The organism is Vibrio sp. T11.5, from assembly GCF_027587155.1.
GTDB classification, from domain to species: domain Bacteria; phylum Pseudomonadota; class Gammaproteobacteria; order Enterobacterales; family Vibrionaceae; genus Vibrio; species Vibrio neptunius.
Genome location: NZ_JAPPTP010000001.1, coordinates 161121 through 178468 on the forward strand (window position 1 = coordinate 161121; position 17348 = coordinate 178468).

Here is a 17348-nt window from a genome sequence, read left to right on the forward strand (position 1 = left end):
GTCAGCCTGACATTCCGTCAGGCCTTTATAGACAGTCACTAAGATCAGAAACGATATGCAACAGTAGCACCGACAGCCCACTGGTTGGCGCTATCTACAATTGGAGAGTCCGCAATATTGTCGCCAAGGCGAGTGTAAGCCGTTGTTTGTGTAAGCTCCCAACTGTCATTAATCGGTAGGATAAGCTTGTAACCTAAATTGTAAGAAACATCACCGCTTCCTTCATATGCCTTGCGAGATTGGGTCGCTTCTTTGTTTTTCACACCAAAGTAGTAGTCGACATAATCTTTGCTTTGATAAGTCAAACCAGCAAATGGGACTAAGTCCATACTACCGACACTCATTGGCAAAAAGTAAGTCACACCAGCTAAGTAGCCACCATAAGTATCAGTAATATCATGCTGAGCATAAGTAGAAATTGTGCCTTGAGATAAGTGGAAGTCAGCATTGATACCAAGGTCAAGACTCGCTTTACGCTTATCCATACCTTTCAGGAAGTCTGAAGTATCATGATCATACATCAACCCAGAGGTGCCCAAATAGCCACTCATGTTGAACATATCACCAGTATTGCCAAGGAATCGGTAGTTGAGTCCTTGCAGGCTAGCATTGAAATCTTCACCTTGGTAACCAAAGTTACCAAGAATTGTCGCATTATGCTTCTGATCCTTGTACAGATCGCTCACTCCAGCGCCGCCAAGTTCAGCAATCCAGCTATTTTCTTTGGTATAGATGTTGCCGTTTCGAATATATGTATCACCAGCAGCTTGGGCTGCCGTTGCCGCGACTATAGTTGAGACTAGAATCGTTAGCTTTTTCATTGTTTTGTCCTTGTGTTAACTTGTTATGAACACTGTACAAAACGATTCTCGCTGACAATATCTTTACTTTGTCACTCCTTTGTCACGGTTTGTCAGGCCCCTCTGACAAACGTGGAATTTGTAGAGTAAATTTAGCGCCACCGAGTAAACTAGCCCCAATTTGTGCTCGTCCACCGTGTCGTTCAACGATCAGTTTGACTATCGCTAGCCCTAATCCATAGCCAGTATTAGCTTTACTTCTTGATGGATCTGCGCTGTAGAAGGGGTCAAAAATATAGTTCCAGTGGTCCGTTGGAATTCCTGGGCCATCATCTTCAACGGTAAGTAGGATGGTTTCATTCTCTAGCTTCGCAGAGAGCTGGACTTTCTGATCCGCATAACGCAACGCATTCGAAAGTAGGTTATTAACCGCCCGCTTTAGCAGAGAGGCGTCTGCCTCTAGAAACAAGTTGTCTTCAATCTCTAACGACACCACATTTACTTTGGCATCAGGAACTTTATTAGTAAGGCCGAGCATAAACGGACGGAGTTCAATAGCTTCAATATGCAGCACTGAGTCTGGACGCTCTACCTTAGCAAAGTAGAGAAGTTCATCGACCATTTGTTCCATCTCTTCCGTATCTTCAATAATACTGGCTATTTTATCATGCTGCTGTTGAGTTAGACTCTCATATTGGAGCATTTCAGCCTGCCACTGAATGCGGAAAACAGGCGTTCGTAAGTCATGGGCGATAGAGTTTGTTAACGAGCGGTTGCTGGTTATAAGGTCGGATATCTTATCTGCCATATAATTGAAACTGTCATTGAGGGAACCGACACGATGCCTGCTACCCGTCGGCGCTCTTGAGTTAAAATCACCTTTCGCGAATTTCATGGTCACTTCTTCAAGAGTACGGACCCGCCTGCTTAAGAACCAAATAAGTCCTGAGCTGTAAATAAAGAACCCACCGAGAATAAAACCCCAGAGAATATCATCATCAAACTCTATGGCTTTACGCAGCGCCGATTTCACATCAGGTTGGACGCGATAAATAATATCGGGAGATGACAACATGAACCAGAAATCGCGCTCATCGTCATAAAATGTGAATGGATGAACACGGTCATTAGTGAAATAGTTCTTTACTTCCTGTGGTACGTCAGAGCTTGGAAAAGCCGTCAACGTTTTCGCCGTATTGGCAATAAACTCGTTCAAAACTATCAAAGCACTATCTTTGCCTTGATGGTCAGAAATTGTCATTAAGACATCCCTAAATGCAGCACCTTCTAAGTCTTCTAAAACATAGTCATAGTCTGTATTGAGCTGATAAATAATGATTTCATATGCCACCAGACTCAACGTGAACAACACCAACAAACCCAAAAATGCCTCAATGTAGATTCGGCGCATACATCATGATCCTCAAAATCCTCACCAACTATCTGGTACAAACAAATACCCTTTCCCTCTAACAGTGATGATGCGTTTGGGTGTCGCAGAGTTGTCATCCAGTTTTTTTCTGAGACTAACCACTTTGTTGTCTATGGTACGGTCTAAGCCATCGTACTCGATACCTCTCAACGTTTGGGTTAGAAAATCACGAGATAACACTTCATCCGGAGAACTAGCCAAAATCCAAAGCAAATCAAAATCGCTGTCAGACATACTGACCTGAGCGCCGTCAAGAACACAGATTTTACGTGCCTGATTGAGACTGAGCTGACCGTATGTCAATTGGTTCAATGGTTTGGAGTCAATATCAGTAGACGCTTCACCAAGAGAGTTTCGTCTTAGCAGCATTCTCATACGAGCGAGTAATACACGTGGTTTTATCGGTTTACTGACGAAATCGTCGGCACCAATTTCCAGTGCCGCAACATGGTCAAAATCATCATCACTTGCCGTCAGCATTAGAACTTTACCGGAATAGTTGGCTCGAATCTGTCTACAAATTGTCAGGCCATCCATTCCAGGCAACATCAAATCAAGTAACAACAGATCAGGCTGATGTTGGATAACTGCTTCAACGGCGCTACTACCGTCTTCGAACGTTGTCACTTCAAAATCTTGTTTAATGAAGTATTCTTCTAGCATTGAGCGAAGCTTAATGTCGTCTTCAACAATAAATAAGGATTGCAAAGAGCTCATCGACTATTTAACCAGAGTTCTGAAATTGAGATGAAGTAATATTAGCTTATAGCTATAAAGATTACCCCAACAAAAATGAGCTCAATGAATTTATTTTGAACATAGTTCAATTGTGAGACAGGCGCTAACTCCCATAAGTAGGCAACCACCCGAGAGAGGATACTATTTGGATAGAAATGATCAGCACACCAAAAAGCAAAACACCAATTAATAACCAGTCACCACCGAACACTCGGTATTGATTCGGTTTTTCACTCAACACCGAGGTTCTTAGTCTCACTTTTTTGACGAGTATCGCTGGAATAATGCATGCCCAAACAGCCGCTGCGGCCGCTGCGTAACCAATTGCGACTAAAAAGCCAAATGGGAAAAGTAACGAAATAATCAGTGGAGGCACAAAGGTGACAGCCCAAATTTTGGTTCTACCTTTGTTGCTGTCATCGAACTGGAAAACGTCTGCCAAAAAATCAAAGACTCCTAACCCAACGCCAATGAAGCTCGACAAAATAGCGGCCGCTGAAAATGCACTGATGACCTTATATAGAGCGTCAGTAGACAGCGATGTTTTGAAGTGTTGAAGTAATACGTTAATGTCCCCACCCTGAGCAATGATTTCAGGAAACGCAGATCTAGAGATATTGCCATAAACGCTAACAAGCCAAATCACGTAAATACAAAGCGCTATAAAGGTTCCACCCACAATCGCTTTCTGAGCTTTACGCTCTTCCATGTAATAGTCTCTCATGCTTGATACTGTATGGTGATAGCCGAATGAGGCCAATGCGATAGGTAATAGAGCAAAGATATATTGACCCTGAGCGAATTGTGTCTGACTTACTAGAATATGACCATCAATATTGTTGACGAGGCCAGTAATAGAAAAAACAAAACTACACACCATAAACAACATAAGCATGACCGAAACTCGATCAACCATTTTAGTCGAATGCCAAACAAGAACCGAGAAACAGGCAACGAATAATATCGAAGCCAGCTTTGGCTCGATTCCCGTATAATCATAAATAATCAAACCGGATGAGGTAATGTAGGCGTAAAGCAGAATGCCACCGACAAAGTAGATCATCAGATTATTGACAATACTAATATGCTTGCCTAATAAATCTTTGGTTACCGTAGAAAAAGACGAACGGTAAGGATAATCTTTCAGTGCCTCTAAGAGTAAGCAACCACTCGCAGACATGATCAACATCGTTAGGGAAAGCACAACAACGGACCACACGGTCCATGCACCAGCACCAGCAGCTGGTAAGCCTAACATCCCTGCCCCGACACAAACACAAGCAATAACGCAGGCTCCACCGAATACCGATGGCTTCTTTTTACTTTGAGTACTACTTTCAACATAATCCATATTTTCACCTATAGTCTTCCAATTTCTTGTTTTGGTTCTCCCTAACAAGGAAGCGCCAGAGATGTAACTCTAGCGCCTAGGTTTATGTTAAAATAAATAATTTTTTGTTAATTAAATATTAAATTAAAAGCTAACCAACCCGATTGCTCTACCACGTATTCACGCTACCCTCACGAAATTGGCGGGAATCATTTTCGATTCAAATTTATGCAGACAATTCGTTTGCATGATTAGATCCTTACTAACATACTCAGGTTGAAAAGCGCGTTACTTCAATTAAGCGATCGATTTTGATGGAGGACAACCACTGATCTGAAACCAAATAGGCTCATAGTACAGGAGCGCAAACGCGTAGCAGTATCTTGGCGTTTTCCTCGATACCAAATTGGTCCATGCCTATTTATGCTTGTTCATAAATGCCAGAAATATCCTCATCTACTGATCTAACAACGTGACATTGAGTGGTACACACACGGTTAGCAATTAACTAGATTAAATTTTATCACTCCCAAGACTGGGAAAATTGCTGATCTTTGAACTCAGCCGCTATACCGCTGACTTGCTGCATTCTCAAGACTTCATCTTTGTCCATACCAAGCTCTTGACATATTCGTTCGTTGCTCCATTCCAGTTGGCGAAGTGTCATAACCAAACTAGAAGTAAGCTCAACCTGATGGACACCTCTCGCAATGTTGTGCCTTACTGATGTCGACATACTGTTTTCTAATGATTTATGAAACACAACACACGGAACATAACCAGGAATAGGTTGAAGTTCAGGATGAGATTTCAATAGTTCAAAACGGTGAAAGCCATCGATCAATATATAGCTATCTGTTTTTTCTCTCTTGTTAACGATGATTGGCATCGTTAACCCATCTATTGCAATCGAATGCTTTAGAAGTTTTCCTTCTGGTCGAGCCATTTTATTGGGGTTATATCTATTGGACTCAATGTGATTGACAGACAATAGTCGAACATTACACACAGGGGGAAGTGCTGGAATGGTTTCAAACAGACAAGATGTAATACTATTGTAGAGCTCAACCCAAGTTCCGATGTTATCGAGTTGTTGATTTAAACGGCTAACCTGCTCAAACAAGGCGCTGGTTTTACGGGTCATGTTAGGCTGCCTCCCTAAATTGTATCGCGAACGCTCACATTGCTATGGGGAGTATCAACCTTTCGATTGTAACCAAACGACAGTCCTCGGCACCAATAGTCATTTTTTATCAGCACTTTACATATCCTCCTCCAACTCGGAACTTGTTTTTTTGATTCAAGCTTACTGTCTGCTGAATCAGGAATACATCGAATCCCTTTTTTCGGGCCGTGTTTTCGCCACCACCACAAAAACTTGAATATTCTCTCACGATAGTGCTTCTCCAAGTGGGGAGGCATTGTTTTCAGTAGGTACTTACTGTAAGTACGGTAGGTAAAACCCTCTGGTAGCTCAAAACGATAGTAGCCGAGAATCCTACCCTGCTCTTTGGTATAACGAGCTCCAAAGTTACAGCCTTCAACTCTTGAAAGTAACTTGAACCAAGTTTCTGGCTCAAGCTTTTGATATAACCACAGGCCCTTTCTTTGTTCATCCCCAAAAGGCTGGCATAGCCGCTGTTGAGAAAGTGGAACACCAGCTTTTTGCATTGAATCGTAAATATGATTGTAGTCCCAGCCAAAACGCCCGTTGGCCACCCAAACATCTGACACTTTCCAATCGTAAATAGGGTAAGCCATGAAGACATCTTGCTGCATTTTTGTTGTCCACAATTGATTTTGGTAGTTTCCTTTTTTGCGATTCTTTACAGTACTAAAGCGATTGAGTGACTCATCGGCTCTGAGGCCTATCAGTACTGCGATTTGCTCCAACTTGCATCGCTGATACCAGTGAGCAAACTCAAAGACAAAATTTTCAAACTCCATACCAGAATAGAAGAATGGCCACGCGTGCTCATTACTCACGACGCCATCTAAATCGGGCATTTCTCTTATCCAACGTTGTTTGCTTTCAGGATCCCAACATAACCATTTAGGTTGAAACTGAGAAACCGAATTACGCAAACTGATCGGCAAACATACCCAATAGGGGTGGATTTTTTGGGTGCCGATCATTCGTCTAATAAACCGCTCCGTCTCCATATACTGAGCTTCAAAATCAACTATCAAGACGTCAATGGGTAAGCGCCCTCTTCGCTCCCCTTCTTCGATAACCAAGTTAAGCAACACACCAGAGTCTTTCCCTCCTGAAAAAGAAACATAGAAATGATTAAAATGATCGAAAATATAAGAAATTCTTTTTTTCGCGGATTCAAATACATTCTCATCAAGCCATTGTTTTTTGTTGCCTGTACTGCAATTAGTCATATATTCTATTCCAGTAGTAATAAATAAGTGTGGCATTAATCGCTTAGCGAATAAAGAGAGGTTGAAGCTAACAACTAAGAGAAAGCCCCTTTGCCATTTAACAAACTTAACAAGAACAATAATAATAAATAATGAATTAATAATTATTTAATCGATTAGATAATCTTTGTAAGAATAAATAATAGTTAATAACTTTTCTATGGCTGTATGCGAATGTAACTTACTTTGCTGGGGTGACGGCAATAGCTCACTTTTCGTCGTTTGTCGTCGCTTCCTTTTCAGACTTTGGCTAGTTTGGAGAATTAGATGTGAGATTAGCTGTATGCTTTTGGGGTGACTCTTTGCACCCCATTTTTTATGGTTCTGAAACACAGGTTGCGTAAGCTCGCTTCTCGGGTAGCAAGATGAACTTCTGTCCTGTCTGAGCATCGACACTAATGAAATGAAGCCCACCCTTAGATTTCGGCTGAATATATGCCATATCAGACGAATAAAAATTGTACACTGGCCAACCATACGTTGAACCGATAGACATGGAGAGTACTTCGGTCAGTTCTTCAACTTTAGGCTTTCGCCAGTTGCTCCTTCCATTAAAGTTTATCTCTGCCAAATCCGCACAATAGCGGGCATGCTGACCATATTCATCCAGCTTGATAGCGTGACCAGAGTCCTTTGCATTCTGGTCGTATCCATCATTTCTCATTAGGGCAAATTTATTGGAACCTGAATCTCTTACGCCATCGATCGTAAAACCCGCATGCGTATAGCCTGAGTTGTAAACTGTATTATCAGACGAATACCACATGTAGCGCATCACGCTCATCCTAGGTGGTTCGGTAAACCATTTTCCATATGCTTGCCCAGAACTGCCCATGACAATGCGTAAGCATTCTTGTGTGTCATCGACCTTATCGGTATTACCCACCGCTCCACACGTTTCCAACTTTCTTGGCGTCTCAAACAAAATCACTGGAGTGAACAACCCATCGTATTCAGCTTGAGCACTAAATTTGCCCTTGGCCCCAGCAATCAATCGACCTTTTGAGTTGATCGTATAGCACGGCTCTCCATTGCAGTCTTGTGAGACGACATTCCATAACACTCTATCGGTGACATCTTGCAGCTTAAGATCTCCATCCTGAAGGTATACCTCTATTTGAAAAGGCCTCCCTGACAGCTCTTGATTAAACCTTTGAAGATGAGGAGCAGAGTTGAGTGGTAATGATGTTCGAGTAAATTGATAATAAAGTGTTGGCGCATTCACACTGTCGGGGTTGCGACCAACAATGTCACTATCAACAATGTTTATAGTATCGGCACCTTTATAGTCAGCTCTTCGATCATCAACTTCGTTTTTTGCTAGTTCCCAGATATCACCACAGCCTGATAGGCTAACCACGATGCTTAGTAAAAACACTAACAGCATCAACTGATGCACTTGCAAAAAATTATTTATAATATTATTAAGAAACATATTTAATTATCATCTACGATCCTAGTGAGAGAATCTTTTTCCAATAAATGGGATAAGTAGGATTAAGGACAATCATCACTATAAGTTTAAAGAAATAGATCTAATTTATTTAAACTTCACATTAAATAAAAACAATCATAAATTTATAATTTATTTTAAAATAATTTAAATTATTATGACTTTTAGTGTTAAAAGTTAATTAAATACAATGATAATAATTTTTCGTTGCAAAATGGTCATCGAAATTCAGAACAGAACCATGCTTAATCATAGCACAATCAAATGCAGAGTTACCTATTGCATAATCAATCAGTCAGCCTCACTTTACGATCGTAAACATACCACTATTTTTAACAGCAGCTTGGATCCAAGACCTTTAGGAATACCTCCATTCGATTTGCAAAGTCACTATTACCTTCACGCATAAAACTGACTTTCAAGAACAGGCGACTTTGTTACACAGATATGCAAATAAAATTAATAATTTCATTAATTTAGTACTCCTCACTATTTAATCTTTATCATTGCTATTCAAAGCCAATGAACTCTGAGACAAAGAAAGTTGATGCAACATAAATCAGAGCTCCACTTTTTACTGCCTCAATATCAGGTAAACACCTGATATTTTTTTTGCGTCCTATTTCTATACTTCTGTCGAAATTCCCTGTTGATTAATAACACTAATAATCTAGCAGAATTCATCAACCTTAAATCATTTGGCAAATTTATTGCCATATCGGAGTACGGAAAAATTCATGAAACAGTTAACTTTGATGCTTATTCCACTCGCTTTTGCCCCAAGTGTTATGGCAGCCGACGATGCGAATAATGTCACGCTAGAAGGATCTTTTGGCGTCTTAAATGGCTCATCAACGGAACTGGTTTACAGCAGCAGTACAGGTAGAAAGCTAAGTCAGCTTGACTGGGAGATTCATAATGTCCCGATCATCAAGTTAGGGGCCGCTTGGGACGTCAATGACAAGTGGACTCTAACAGGTAGCTTCTGGTCTGTATTGAACGACGATGGCGATGCTCATATGGAAGATCGCGATTGGCTCAATGCTAATCAGTCGTCACCAACAGACATTTCTATAAGTCCAGATACTAAGCTACGAGATGCTCATGAGATAGACATCAATGCAATCTACTGGTTACTTAGCCAAAGCAACTATAAGGTCGGTGCTCTAGCGGGCTACCAATATAATCTTTTTCAATGGGATGGTATCGGTGGCACGTATTCCTACAACAATGGGGCGAATGTTGGTTCGTTCCCTAACGTAGTGGGCATAGACTACAAACAAGAATTCAGCGTGCTATATCTAGGGTTAGCGGGAGAATATACGCTAGATAAATCAGACTTCGGAGTACAACTCAAATGGAGTCCATGGGTAGATGCGAGAGATGTCGATCACCACAATATGCGTAATCTAACCTTCTACGAGCAAAGTAATTTTGATTCAGACTTTCTATCGTTATCACTCAATTACGGCTACAAGTTTACGCCCAGCATGAAGCTATATGCTGAGTATGTTTACACCAAATACTCTGAAGCGAGAGCAGATACCACCATTGTTAACAATAGTACTGGCGTATCTAGTTTCGTAGCCAACGGGGCCGGTCTGGATAACCAAAACTCAACCATTTCAGTTGGTCTAAAATACACATTTTAGTCATAAAGAGACGACGAACGGTGCACGAGATCGCACCGTTCTTATTAATTTTTCCCAATAACCCTCATCAGAATACTACCCTATGAAACACGCGATAAAATTGTCTCTGGCAACATTGATTGTTGGCTGGAGTATCAACGCCTTGGCGGCAACTATTGTCTATTGGGACAATCCAGACTCTTTTGAACGTTTGATGTCGTCAGAGAACAAAGCGGACTTTACTCGCCTTTCGGTTTACTACCAACCGCAAGAAAACAAAATGTTTTGCGGTGTGGCATCGGCCGCGATGGTACTTAATGCGCTGCGTGTTGATAGGACACCAGAGCAAATTCCATTTGACTCAAGTCAGTTCTCAACATTGGAATCCGGCTACCTGCCAAATGGCGGTGGCAATGTCGAACATTCAGATAAATCCTATGTCAGCTGGTCTCCCCTATTTCACCGTTATACTCAAAACACCGTGTTAATCCACTCACCGAAATCCAGAATTGAAATCCTAGGCAAGCCCGCGAAAGGCAGCCAGTTTAACGACTATGGGTTGCAGCTTTCTCAATTCGTCGATCTGGTTAAATCCAATGGAGCTAAAGTTGTCAGCTACGAGCTACAAAACATTGACGATATCGACACAATTAAGGCTAATATGGTCACGGCACTGAATCAACCAGAACATTATCTGGTGGTAAACTACGCTCGAAAAGGCGTCGAGCAAAAAGGTGGGGGCCATTACGCGCCAGTGGCTGCTTATGATGGAGGTTCGGATTCATTTCTCATTTTAGATCCTAACAACGCAGACTACCTGTGGCATTGGGTTGATGCCACCAGCATGATCAAAGCGATGAATACAATCGATGTCAACAGATACCGAGGCTACGCCATTATCTCGGACTAATAAAAAAGCCAGCAAACCGTTTGGTTTGCTGGCTTTTCAACACTTCCCTTACAAGATTAGCGAAGTAATCGTTGTTTAAGAGTCTTCCAACGAACCCCAAGTAACACAAGGGCTATCAGAATATAGATTGTTGGTTCAGTGACCTCAGACTTTACCGACCAGTAGAAATGTATCGGTGCAAGCAGCAAGGCTAAATAAACCCAATTATGTAGCTTTTGCCATTTTGCTCCCAGTCTACGCTGCATTGCTTTGGGCGATGTTACAGACAGCGACAACAATATCAGCCACACAGCTCCACCTACGGTGAGGTAAGGACGTTTGATGAGCTCCGAAGCCAGCAAACTCCAGTCCAAACCGAGATCCAGCGTCGCATAAGCGACTAAATGTAATACCGCCCAGAAAAAGCTATATAGCCCAACCAATCGTCTGACTCTGACTAACGCCCCTTGCTTGGTCCATTTCGCTAATGGCGAGACCAATAAAGAAGCAATCAACGTATTGAGCGCACTGATACCCGTGTAGTGGATGATTCCCTGTACCGGGTCTCCACCTAAATCACCCGCGAGAGCCTTGAGCACCAACAGCAGCAAGAAACTCAAAGACACACTATGGATAACTACCTTCAGCCATGTAATCGCCTTCGGAGACAACCTCATCAATAGAACTTCCTTAAGTCCATATTCTCGTAGAGATGTGCAACTTCTTCTTCATAGCCATTGAACATCAATGTAGGCTGTCTGCGGCTGCTAAATAAGTTACCTTCGCCGATAAAACGCTCGCTAGCCTGACTCCATCTCGGATGATCGACCTGTGGGTTCACGTTGGCATAAAAACCATATTCTTGGGGTGCGAGTCTATTCCAAGTGGTTGGTGGCTCTTGATCGGTCAAACGAATACGCACAATAGATTTAATACTCTTAAAGCCATATTTCCATGGCACAACTAAGCGCAAAGGTGCGCCATTTTGGGGAGCTAAGGTTTTGCCATACAAACCTACTGAGATAAGCGTTAACGGGTTCATCGCTTCATCTAGTCTCAGGCCTTCAACATAGGGGTAATCGATACTACCGCCCCAAGAGTTTTGGCCGGGGAACTGTTCAGGGTCGTAAAGGGTTTCAAAAGCAACGTATTTCGCTGCACTCTTCGGATTGGCCATTTTGATGATTTCAGACAACGGAAAGCCAATCCAAGGTATATTCATTGACCATGCTTCTACACACCTTAGGCGATAGATGCGCTCTTCGAGTGTGAACTTGTTGAAGATGTCTTCATAGTTCAACGTTATCGGATTACCGACTAACCCATCAACTTTGACACTCCAAGGGTCGGAAACAAAGCTACCTGATTTCTCCGCAGGATCAGACTTCCCTGTACCAAATTCATAAAAGTTATTGTATTTCAATACTTTGTCTTCAGGCGTTAGTGAAAAATCAGCCTGGTATTTATCGGGCTTCGAGGCAGATAAATCAATACGGCGGTCTTGAACAGGCTCCTCTTTTGATGAGAACAGATCCAAAACACCCGCCTGAGAGTTCGCCGCCAACGGCACACCGACGACAGCAATACCTAGTTTTTTTAAAATGTCTCGTCGCTCTTTATACACCGACTCCGGTGTTGCCTCGTTTTCAGATAACGCCCAGCGATGTTTTTTCTTTATCCACATAGTCTTCCCCTGATACGACTTACTCACTGAGCAAGAAACAAATCGATTGTTCAATGATTTAACCAGACCGTACTAACGTCAGATCTCTTTCATCAAACGGCAGATAATCTTGTTAAGGTGAAGTGTGGTACAAAGTCTGTTACTATGCGCGCCCCTTTGAATACTGGGCGACAACGATGAACCGTAAGAAGAAAATTAACCAGATCCTAAAAACGAAGCAGAAAAAGCAAAACGCTAAGCTACACAAAAGCAACAAGCCTCGCTACATTTCTAAGGCGGAAAGAGCAAAGCTTGAAGCTGAAGAAAAAGAACAGCAAAACGCTGCACAAACAGAAAATGAAGAAAGCGCAAACTCAGGTTCGTCTGAGCAATAACTCCTCTTCAATCGGAATGAACTTATCGCACACGTCGATTAACGACTGTGCGCTAAGGCCCGGTACACCAAACACATCCACTTTGGTTCCAAACCTTTCTTGGACACGTTTGACTAGTACGTCAAAGTCTCCATCTCCAGATAACAGAATGACTCGGTCAACCTTGCTGGCAGCTTCATACACATCCAAAGCAATACCCACATCCCAATCGCCTTTGGCACTGCCATCTTGCCGTTGAATAAATGGCTTTAGTTTAACGTTAAAGCCAATACCACGAAGGATATGATGAAACTGTCTTTGTTTGGGATCATGTGAAGCAATCGCATACGCGTGAGCTTCAGTGACGTCTCGACCTTCCGTCGCAACGTACCAAAACTCATTGTAGTCGAAGTTTGCGCGGTACTTTTCTCGTGTTGTGTAGTAGATGTTCTGGACATCAACGAAAATAGCGACTTTTTCCATCAGGAATCCTGTTTAATCAATAACGCAAGCATAGTAACAGTTATTTTCATACAGCAGTTGGGTTTCTCATGATTCAAACACGAAAATAACAGATAAGATAGAGATGAAACGGATGCTCGGTGCTTTAAAGAAGACAGAAGCATACGTGGCGAAACCTCCTCCTTGTCAATAAAGTTATTTATCGAACCCGCCATGTTGTCAACAGCAGAGAAGCTCTTGAGCGTTACGTGAAATTGTTCAACAGTTGCGAGCCTTCGACTTCTTATCTTCCATCCAGTAATTACAAAAAAATCACTAAAATCAGGTCGAATCTGTCCAATAGTCTTATCAATGATACAAACTTAAGCCAGCTTAAGTCTCAAAGTAGTATTTATCGATATTTTTTCGCATTTTTGTTATTCAAAATACGAAATGAAAGCCATTAAAAACAGTGACCCTGGTTCATTATTTGATAATTTTACGATTAATTCGAGACTAGTTAAAACATGATATAAATTGACTAATTTATATACATTACATTAACTTGCGCACATATTACTTGTACATTTTTAATACGCCGTATCATTTATAGTCTTTAAAGTGTGATCTTTATTCAGTCTTATGCTTGATTCCCGATACGAAAAGCATACTATTGTCTGATATTCGTACTTAGGCATATTGCTACAAAGGCTACTCAAGATGGAGCTTGACATATTTAACCCTTCCAGACAATTACGTCGAGCAGTCTTGTTCTGGCTAAGTATGCTTCTTGCCTTAATGTCGTTGATTATCGCCACAATTAATGTGTTTTTTGGCGTTTATCATCTCTTAGCAATCACTCAGAGCCTTTTTTGTAGTTTTTCTCTCTATGTAGCTTTGAACAGCTACCGAAGCTCTGCTTCTCTTTTGCTTTCAAACTGCTACGTCTATAGCATCATCAGTTTGGTTTGTTTTACCACACGTGTGTATCCGATAGAGAATGGAGTGTTCCTCTGGAGCTTCCTTTATCCCGTTCTTTTTTACCTTATTCTTGGTAAACGCTACGGATTTATCGCAACCCTAATAGGCTTCATTAGCCAGCTATTGATAGTGATTGACAAATCGCTCAATGATGGCTTTTGGGGCTATTTTGATCTCATCATTAATTTTACCTTCGCCTACCTGAGTGTATGGTTAGCCAGCCACATTCTCGAAGTTAAACGAAAAACATCAGAGGCTTCACTGGGTCAACTTGCGTCACGTGATGCGCTCACTAGTGTTTATAATCGCCATGCCCTTATTCATAATTTTGAACGCTACCGACAGGAAAGCGAAACCTTACCCTTGTCGCTTCTGGTTTTGGACTTGGATTACTTTAAACAGGTCAATGATGAATTCGGTCACGATATTGGCGATAAGGTGCTAAGACAGACAGCCGCCTTAATTGATGGGTTGAGTGATGAGCACTTAGTGTATCGTATTGGTGGTGAAGAGTTTTGCATAGCCCTACACAACACCAATATTCAACATGCTATGATCAAGGCTGAACAAATCCGTATGGCAATTGAACGCTATCAATTCAACAGTAAAGAACAGCCTATCTATCTCACGGCAAGTATAGGTATTTATCAATGTGATCTTTACAACAACCTAGATAGCGTACTAAAAGAAGCAGACAAAGAGCTGTATAAAGCGAAGAAGAATGGACGCAATCAAGTCATGGTTTGCAATGAAAAAGAACAAACCATCATTACCTGCTCTTGATGACTATTGCCTACTGATCACTCGTCCACTCCATCTTCATCGAACACAACATTGTAATTTTCTGTATAAGTACACTGAGGTTGACGGCTGCAGGTAAAAAAGCGCCGACCTTTGAATTCTCCTTGAGAAGCAGTCTTTATCACCATTGGGCTTCCGCACCGTTTGCAGAAACGAATCTCTTTTTCAGGTTCTATGAGATCAATATGAGAAGCTAGAAGACGCCTTAGTTTACCCACCTGGTAGCTGTGTTTAACTGAAGTACCAATCAGAGGAATACCTGACGACTTGCACACATGCATCAATAGTTTCTGCCGCTCTATCTTACCTTTATCTAACGCTCTTCCGTTATCGAGTTCGATGGCGACACGCACTTGTAGTGTTCGTGGATCGCAGACCACATAATCAAAATAACTTTTAGCAATCCGATTGTTAGCAATAAACCATTGTTTTTTGTCGGTAGCGAGCGGTGCAACGATATTCGTCATGTTCACTTTTGACATCACCACTCCGTGTTGACCAACAGCAGTTATCAAGGCGTTATAAAACGCCGATTCCTGCATATTCATTAACGGGCCTTTTTTTTTATAACTACTGTCTTTGAGCTCATCTTGTTTTAGATAACGCTTTTGTACAAACACAAAAAATAAAACCAGTAAAACAACGATGATAAACACACTTTCCATTTCGCCTTAACTACTCCAACCATAGAAGAACCACATGAAACTCTTAGAGAATTTATACGCTAACTTGGTGAATCTGTCAGTTTTTATATGGAAACAGGCTGCTATTTATGAGATCCCCCCTCAGGTAAACGTAGATTTATCACCACCCGCTGGTCAGGCTGAATTTGTTCATATGTCACCTGCCAGTATTTTTTCAACAATCGGTCCATCAATCCACTCTGTTTGGCCTGTAGTAAAGCTTTCTCAATAATGGGTTGATAGTGTGCTGCTTGTTCAGATAGATAGAAATAGAAGTCCTTTTCATAGGTTAGAATCAAACGCTGTTCTATCGCTAAATGAGTATTTTGAGAGGACTCTGCGAGAATTTCGGTCATGCCTCTAGGGAAGTAATTAACCTTACCTTTGAGTGAAAGTTTGGAGTACAAATCGCGCCATTCTCCATCTTGCAAGTACACTGGTAGTTGATTGACGTTCCATACATCAACGTCAAACCACTGGATCCCCAAACCCGCGACCAACCCCGACCTTTGCAAATCATTAAGATTATTAATTTTATTGAACTCGCTTTGTAGCTGTGGAGGTATAAGCAATATCCTTTTACCAATCATGCCATCAGTTAGCGGTACTTTAACGGGTACATATTCATTGTTCCTATCTTCAGTAGCCAACAGCCAAGTTAAGGATAACTGATTACTCGCCACCATTTTTATCGATCGTTTTTGTGGAATATGTTCTTGTGGCACCCTAATTGTGACACTGTAACCAGAATCAGACAAGGATTGATAAAGCAGTTCATGATAGTACGTATGTCCACCATCCATCTGCGATGGTAATATTAACACCACTTCCTGCTTAGCAAATACGCTCTGACATATCACACACAGAATAAAACCAATTAAACGCATCTCTACCCTTCCTGAAAGTACAATCGCTCACAATCAACGATAACTATCGATGATCTCTTGATACTTTGAGACGCCAGATTCGTTAAGCGAGCTTTTCACCTCATGAATACCGCGTTGCAGTTTCTCAATCAGTTGATCCTCCACTGCTAAGTTAAAAGCATAGTAGAGTTCCCCTTCTCGAAGTACAAATACGGCCTCAAAATCGCCTGTGTCGTAGCCAATTTGCTTTATCCACCAATTGGCAACATTTTCTTCGTATGCCCACAGGTCAATGCGATCTTTTGCCAACTGCTTAGCCAAGGTTTCAGCAATAGAGGTTTCCTGCATAGCACCTCTTGGCACCCCAAGCTCTAACATTAACTGCTCACCCACATCGTCACGAATTACACCAATTCGGTATTGCGCAAAATCCTTACTGTTTTTAATTTTAATCTTACGTGACTTTTTGGCCAGCACCACAATCCGTGTTGAACTCAAAGGTCCAACCCATTTGAACAGATGTTCACGAAGCTTAGTTCTAGTGGTAGAGAACAGTACTGTATCAGGCTCAATCAATGCGGTTCGATAGGCTCGTGCCCAATGACTGACCTCAATATCTTGTTTGTTGATTTCTATCCCTTGAGATCGTGCAGCAGCGGCCAACAAGTCTACAGAAATGCCTTTTTTTTCACCATCTTGAGTAAAGTTATACGGGGGGTACTCTTCGGTCAAAAACTGAAGGTCATTGAGCTCTATCGCTCCAATTGAAAATGAGAAAAACAAGAGCGATAAAGACAGGCTGGTTAACGATTTCATAGCCGCCTCTAACAGAGAAAATA

Annotated in this window: 17 protein-coding genes; 4 read left to right on the forward strand and 13 right to left on the reverse strand. The window is 41.6% G+C overall.

Annotated elements, in window-relative coordinates; translation table 11 throughout:
• Positions 1-44 precede the first annotated feature (44 nt).
• From ompV to OH455_RS00765, 7 genes are all read right to left on the reverse strand, one after another.
• Positions 45-821 carry an outer membrane protein OmpV gene (ompV, locus tag OH455_RS00735; protein ID WP_269979966.1) on the reverse strand — a complete coding sequence of 259 codons (777 nt, stop codon included), beginning with the start codon at positions 819-821 and terminating at the stop codon, positions 45-47.
• 82 nt (positions 822-903) lie between these two features.
• Positions 904-2211 (reverse strand): ATP-binding protein, encoded by a 1308-nt coding sequence (locus OH455_RS00740; protein ID WP_269979967.1) that lies wholly within the window; start codon positions 2209-2211, stop codon positions 904-906.
• Between the two features lie 21 nt (positions 2212-2232).
• Positions 2233-2949 carry a response regulator gene (locus OH455_RS00745; protein WP_269979968.1) on the reverse strand — a complete coding sequence of 239 codons (717 nt, stop codon included), beginning with the start codon at positions 2947-2949 and terminating at the stop codon, positions 2233-2235.
• 124 nt (positions 2950-3073) lie between these two features.
• On the reverse strand, positions 3074-4321 hold the full coding sequence (locus OH455_RS00750; protein WP_269979969.1) for an aromatic amino acid transport family protein: 1248 nt from the start codon (positions 4319-4321) through the stop codon (positions 3074-3076).
• A 502-nt stretch (positions 4322-4823) separates the two neighbouring features.
• Positions 4824-5444 carry an IbrB-like domain-containing protein gene (locus tag OH455_RS00755; protein ID WP_269979970.1) on the reverse strand — a complete coding sequence of 207 codons (621 nt, stop codon included), beginning with the start codon at positions 5442-5444 and terminating at the stop codon, positions 4824-4826.
• Between the two features lie 14 nt (positions 5445-5458).
• On the reverse strand, positions 5459-6688 hold the full coding sequence (locus tag OH455_RS00760; RefSeq protein WP_269979971.1) for a DUF3440 domain-containing protein: 1230 nt from the start codon (positions 6686-6688) through the stop codon (positions 5459-5461).
• Between the two features lie 355 nt (positions 6689-7043).
• On the reverse strand, positions 7044-8114 hold the full coding sequence (locus OH455_RS00765; protein WP_269979972.1) for a hypothetical protein: 1071 nt from the start codon (positions 8112-8114) through the stop codon (positions 7044-7046).
• 803 nt (positions 8115-8917) lie between these two features.
• On the opposite strand from OH455_RS00765, the gene OH455_RS00770 reads away from it, so the two are divergent.
• Together OH455_RS00770 and OH455_RS00775 are read left to right on the forward strand one after the other, a co-directional pair.
• Complete coding sequence (locus OH455_RS00770; protein WP_269979973.1) at positions 8918-9832, forward strand: omptin family outer membrane protease; 915 nt, start codon at positions 8918-8920, stop codon at positions 9830-9832.
• Between the two features lie 82 nt (positions 9833-9914).
• Positions 9915-10721 carry a phytochelatin synthase family protein gene (locus tag OH455_RS00775; protein WP_269979974.1) on the forward strand — a complete coding sequence of 269 codons (807 nt, stop codon included), beginning with the start codon at positions 9915-9917 and terminating at the stop codon, positions 10719-10721.
• Positions 10722-10777: 56 nt separating this feature from the next.
• On the opposite strand, the gene msrQ is transcribed toward OH455_RS00775, so the two are convergent.
• Together msrQ and msrP are read right to left on the reverse strand one after the other, a co-directional pair.
• A complete protein-coding gene (gene msrQ, locus OH455_RS00780) occupies positions 10778-11380 on the reverse strand; it encodes a protein-methionine-sulfoxide reductase heme-binding subunit MsrQ (RefSeq protein ID WP_269979975.1) in 603 nt (200 codons plus the stop codon).
• Positions 11377-12384, reverse strand: a complete 1008-nt coding sequence (gene msrP, locus OH455_RS00785; protein WP_269979976.1) for a protein-methionine-sulfoxide reductase catalytic subunit MsrP — start codon at positions 12382-12384, stop codon at positions 11377-11379. The genes msrQ and msrP overlap by 4 nt, the downstream gene beginning before the upstream one ends.
• A 176-nt stretch (positions 12385-12560) precedes the next feature.
• On the opposite strand from msrP, the gene OH455_RS00790 reads away from it, so the two are divergent.
• Positions 12561-12758 (forward strand): DUF2986 domain-containing protein, encoded by a 198-nt coding sequence (locus OH455_RS00790; protein ID WP_269979977.1) that lies wholly within the window; start codon positions 12561-12563, stop codon positions 12756-12758.
• Here the strand turns inward: OH455_RS00790 and OH455_RS00795 are convergent.
• Positions 12738-13220, reverse strand: a complete 483-nt coding sequence (locus OH455_RS00795) for a LabA-like NYN domain-containing protein (protein ID WP_006962420.1) — start codon at positions 13218-13220, stop codon at positions 12738-12740. The two genes, OH455_RS00790 and OH455_RS00795, sit on opposite strands and share 21 nt — an antisense overlap.
• 678 nt (positions 13221-13898) lie before the next feature.
• On the opposite strand from OH455_RS00795, the gene OH455_RS00800 reads away from it, so the two are divergent.
• Positions 13899-14942: a GGDEF domain-containing protein gene (locus OH455_RS00800; protein WP_269979978.1), complete on the forward strand. Its 1044-nt coding sequence runs from the start codon at positions 13899-13901 to the stop codon at positions 14940-14942.
• A gap of 17 nt (positions 14943-14959) precedes the next feature.
• On the opposite strand, the gene OH455_RS00805 is transcribed toward OH455_RS00800, so the two are convergent.
• The 3 genes from OH455_RS00805 to OH455_RS00815 all read right to left on the reverse strand — a co-directional run bounded on the left by OH455_RS00805 (position 14960) and on the right by OH455_RS00815 (position 17325).
• Positions 14960-15625 (reverse strand): DUF2726 domain-containing protein, encoded by a 666-nt coding sequence (locus OH455_RS00805; protein ID WP_045973808.1) that lies wholly within the window; start codon positions 15623-15625, stop codon positions 14960-14962.
• 101 nt (positions 15626-15726) lie between these two features.
• Positions 15727-16530, reverse strand: a complete 804-nt coding sequence (locus OH455_RS00810) for a hypothetical protein (protein WP_269979979.1) — start codon at positions 16528-16530, stop codon at positions 15727-15729.
• 33 nt (positions 16531-16563) lie between these two features.
• Positions 16564-17325, reverse strand: coding sequence for a substrate-binding periplasmic protein (locus tag OH455_RS00815; protein WP_269979980.1), 762 nt, complete (start codon positions 17323-17325; stop codon positions 16564-16566).
• Positions 17326-17348: the final 23 nt, after the last annotated feature.

Bases quoted from the DNA above. Each gene is read 5' to 3' on its own strand.
- ompV (WP_269979966.1), bottom strand. From the start codon at position 821: ATGAAAAAGCTAACGATTCTAGTCTCAACTATAGTCGCGGCAACGGCA.
- OH455_RS00740 (WP_269979967.1), bottom strand. From the start codon at position 2,211: ATGCGCCGAATCTACATTGAGGCATTTTTGGGTTTGTTGGTGTTGTTC.
- OH455_RS00745 (WP_269979968.1), bottom strand. From the start codon at position 2,949: ATGAGCTCTTTGCAATCCTTATTTATTGTTGAAGACGACATTAAGCTT.
- OH455_RS00750 (WP_269979969.1), bottom strand. From the start codon at position 4,321: ATGGATTATGTTGAAAGTAGTACTCAAAGTAAAAAGAAGCCATCGGTA.
- OH455_RS00755 (WP_269979970.1), bottom strand. From the start codon at position 5,444: ATGACCCGTAAAACCAGCGCCTTGTTTGAGCAGGTTAGCCGTTTAAAT.
- OH455_RS00760 (WP_269979971.1), bottom strand. From the start codon at position 6,688: ATGACTAATTGCAGTACAGGCAACAAAAAACAATGGCTTGATGAGAAT.
- OH455_RS00765 (WP_269979972.1), bottom strand. From the start codon at position 8,114: ATGCTGTTAGTGTTTTTACTAAGCATCGTGGTTAGCCTATCAGGCTGT.
- OH455_RS00770 (WP_269979973.1), top strand. From the start codon at position 8,918: ATGAAACAGTTAACTTTGATGCTTATTCCACTCGCTTTTGCCCCAAGT.
- OH455_RS00775 (WP_269979974.1), top strand. From the start codon at position 9,915: ATGAAACACGCGATAAAATTGTCTCTGGCAACATTGATTGTTGGCTGG.
- msrP (WP_269979976.1), bottom strand. From the start codon at position 12,384: ATGTGGATAAAGAAAAAACATCGCTGGGCGTTATCTGAAAACGAGGCA.
- OH455_RS00790 (WP_269979977.1), top strand. From the start codon at position 12,561: ATGAACCGTAAGAAGAAAATTAACCAGATCCTAAAAACGAAGCAGAAA.
- OH455_RS00795 (WP_006962420.1), bottom strand. From the start codon at position 13,220: ATGGAAAAAGTCGCTATTTTCGTTGATGTCCAGAACATCTACTACACA.
- OH455_RS00800 (WP_269979978.1), top strand. From the start codon at position 13,899: ATGGAGCTTGACATATTTAACCCTTCCAGACAATTACGTCGAGCAGTC.
- OH455_RS00805 (WP_045973808.1), bottom strand. From the start codon at position 15,625: ATGGAAAGTGTGTTTATCATCGTTGTTTTACTGGTTTTATTTTTTGTG.
- OH455_RS00810 (WP_269979979.1), bottom strand. From the start codon at position 16,530: ATGCGTTTAATTGGTTTTATTCTGTGTGTGATATGTCAGAGCGTATTT.
- OH455_RS00815 (WP_269979980.1), bottom strand. From the start codon at position 17,325: ATGAAATCGTTAACCAGCCTGTCTTTATCGCTCTTGTTTTTCTCATTT.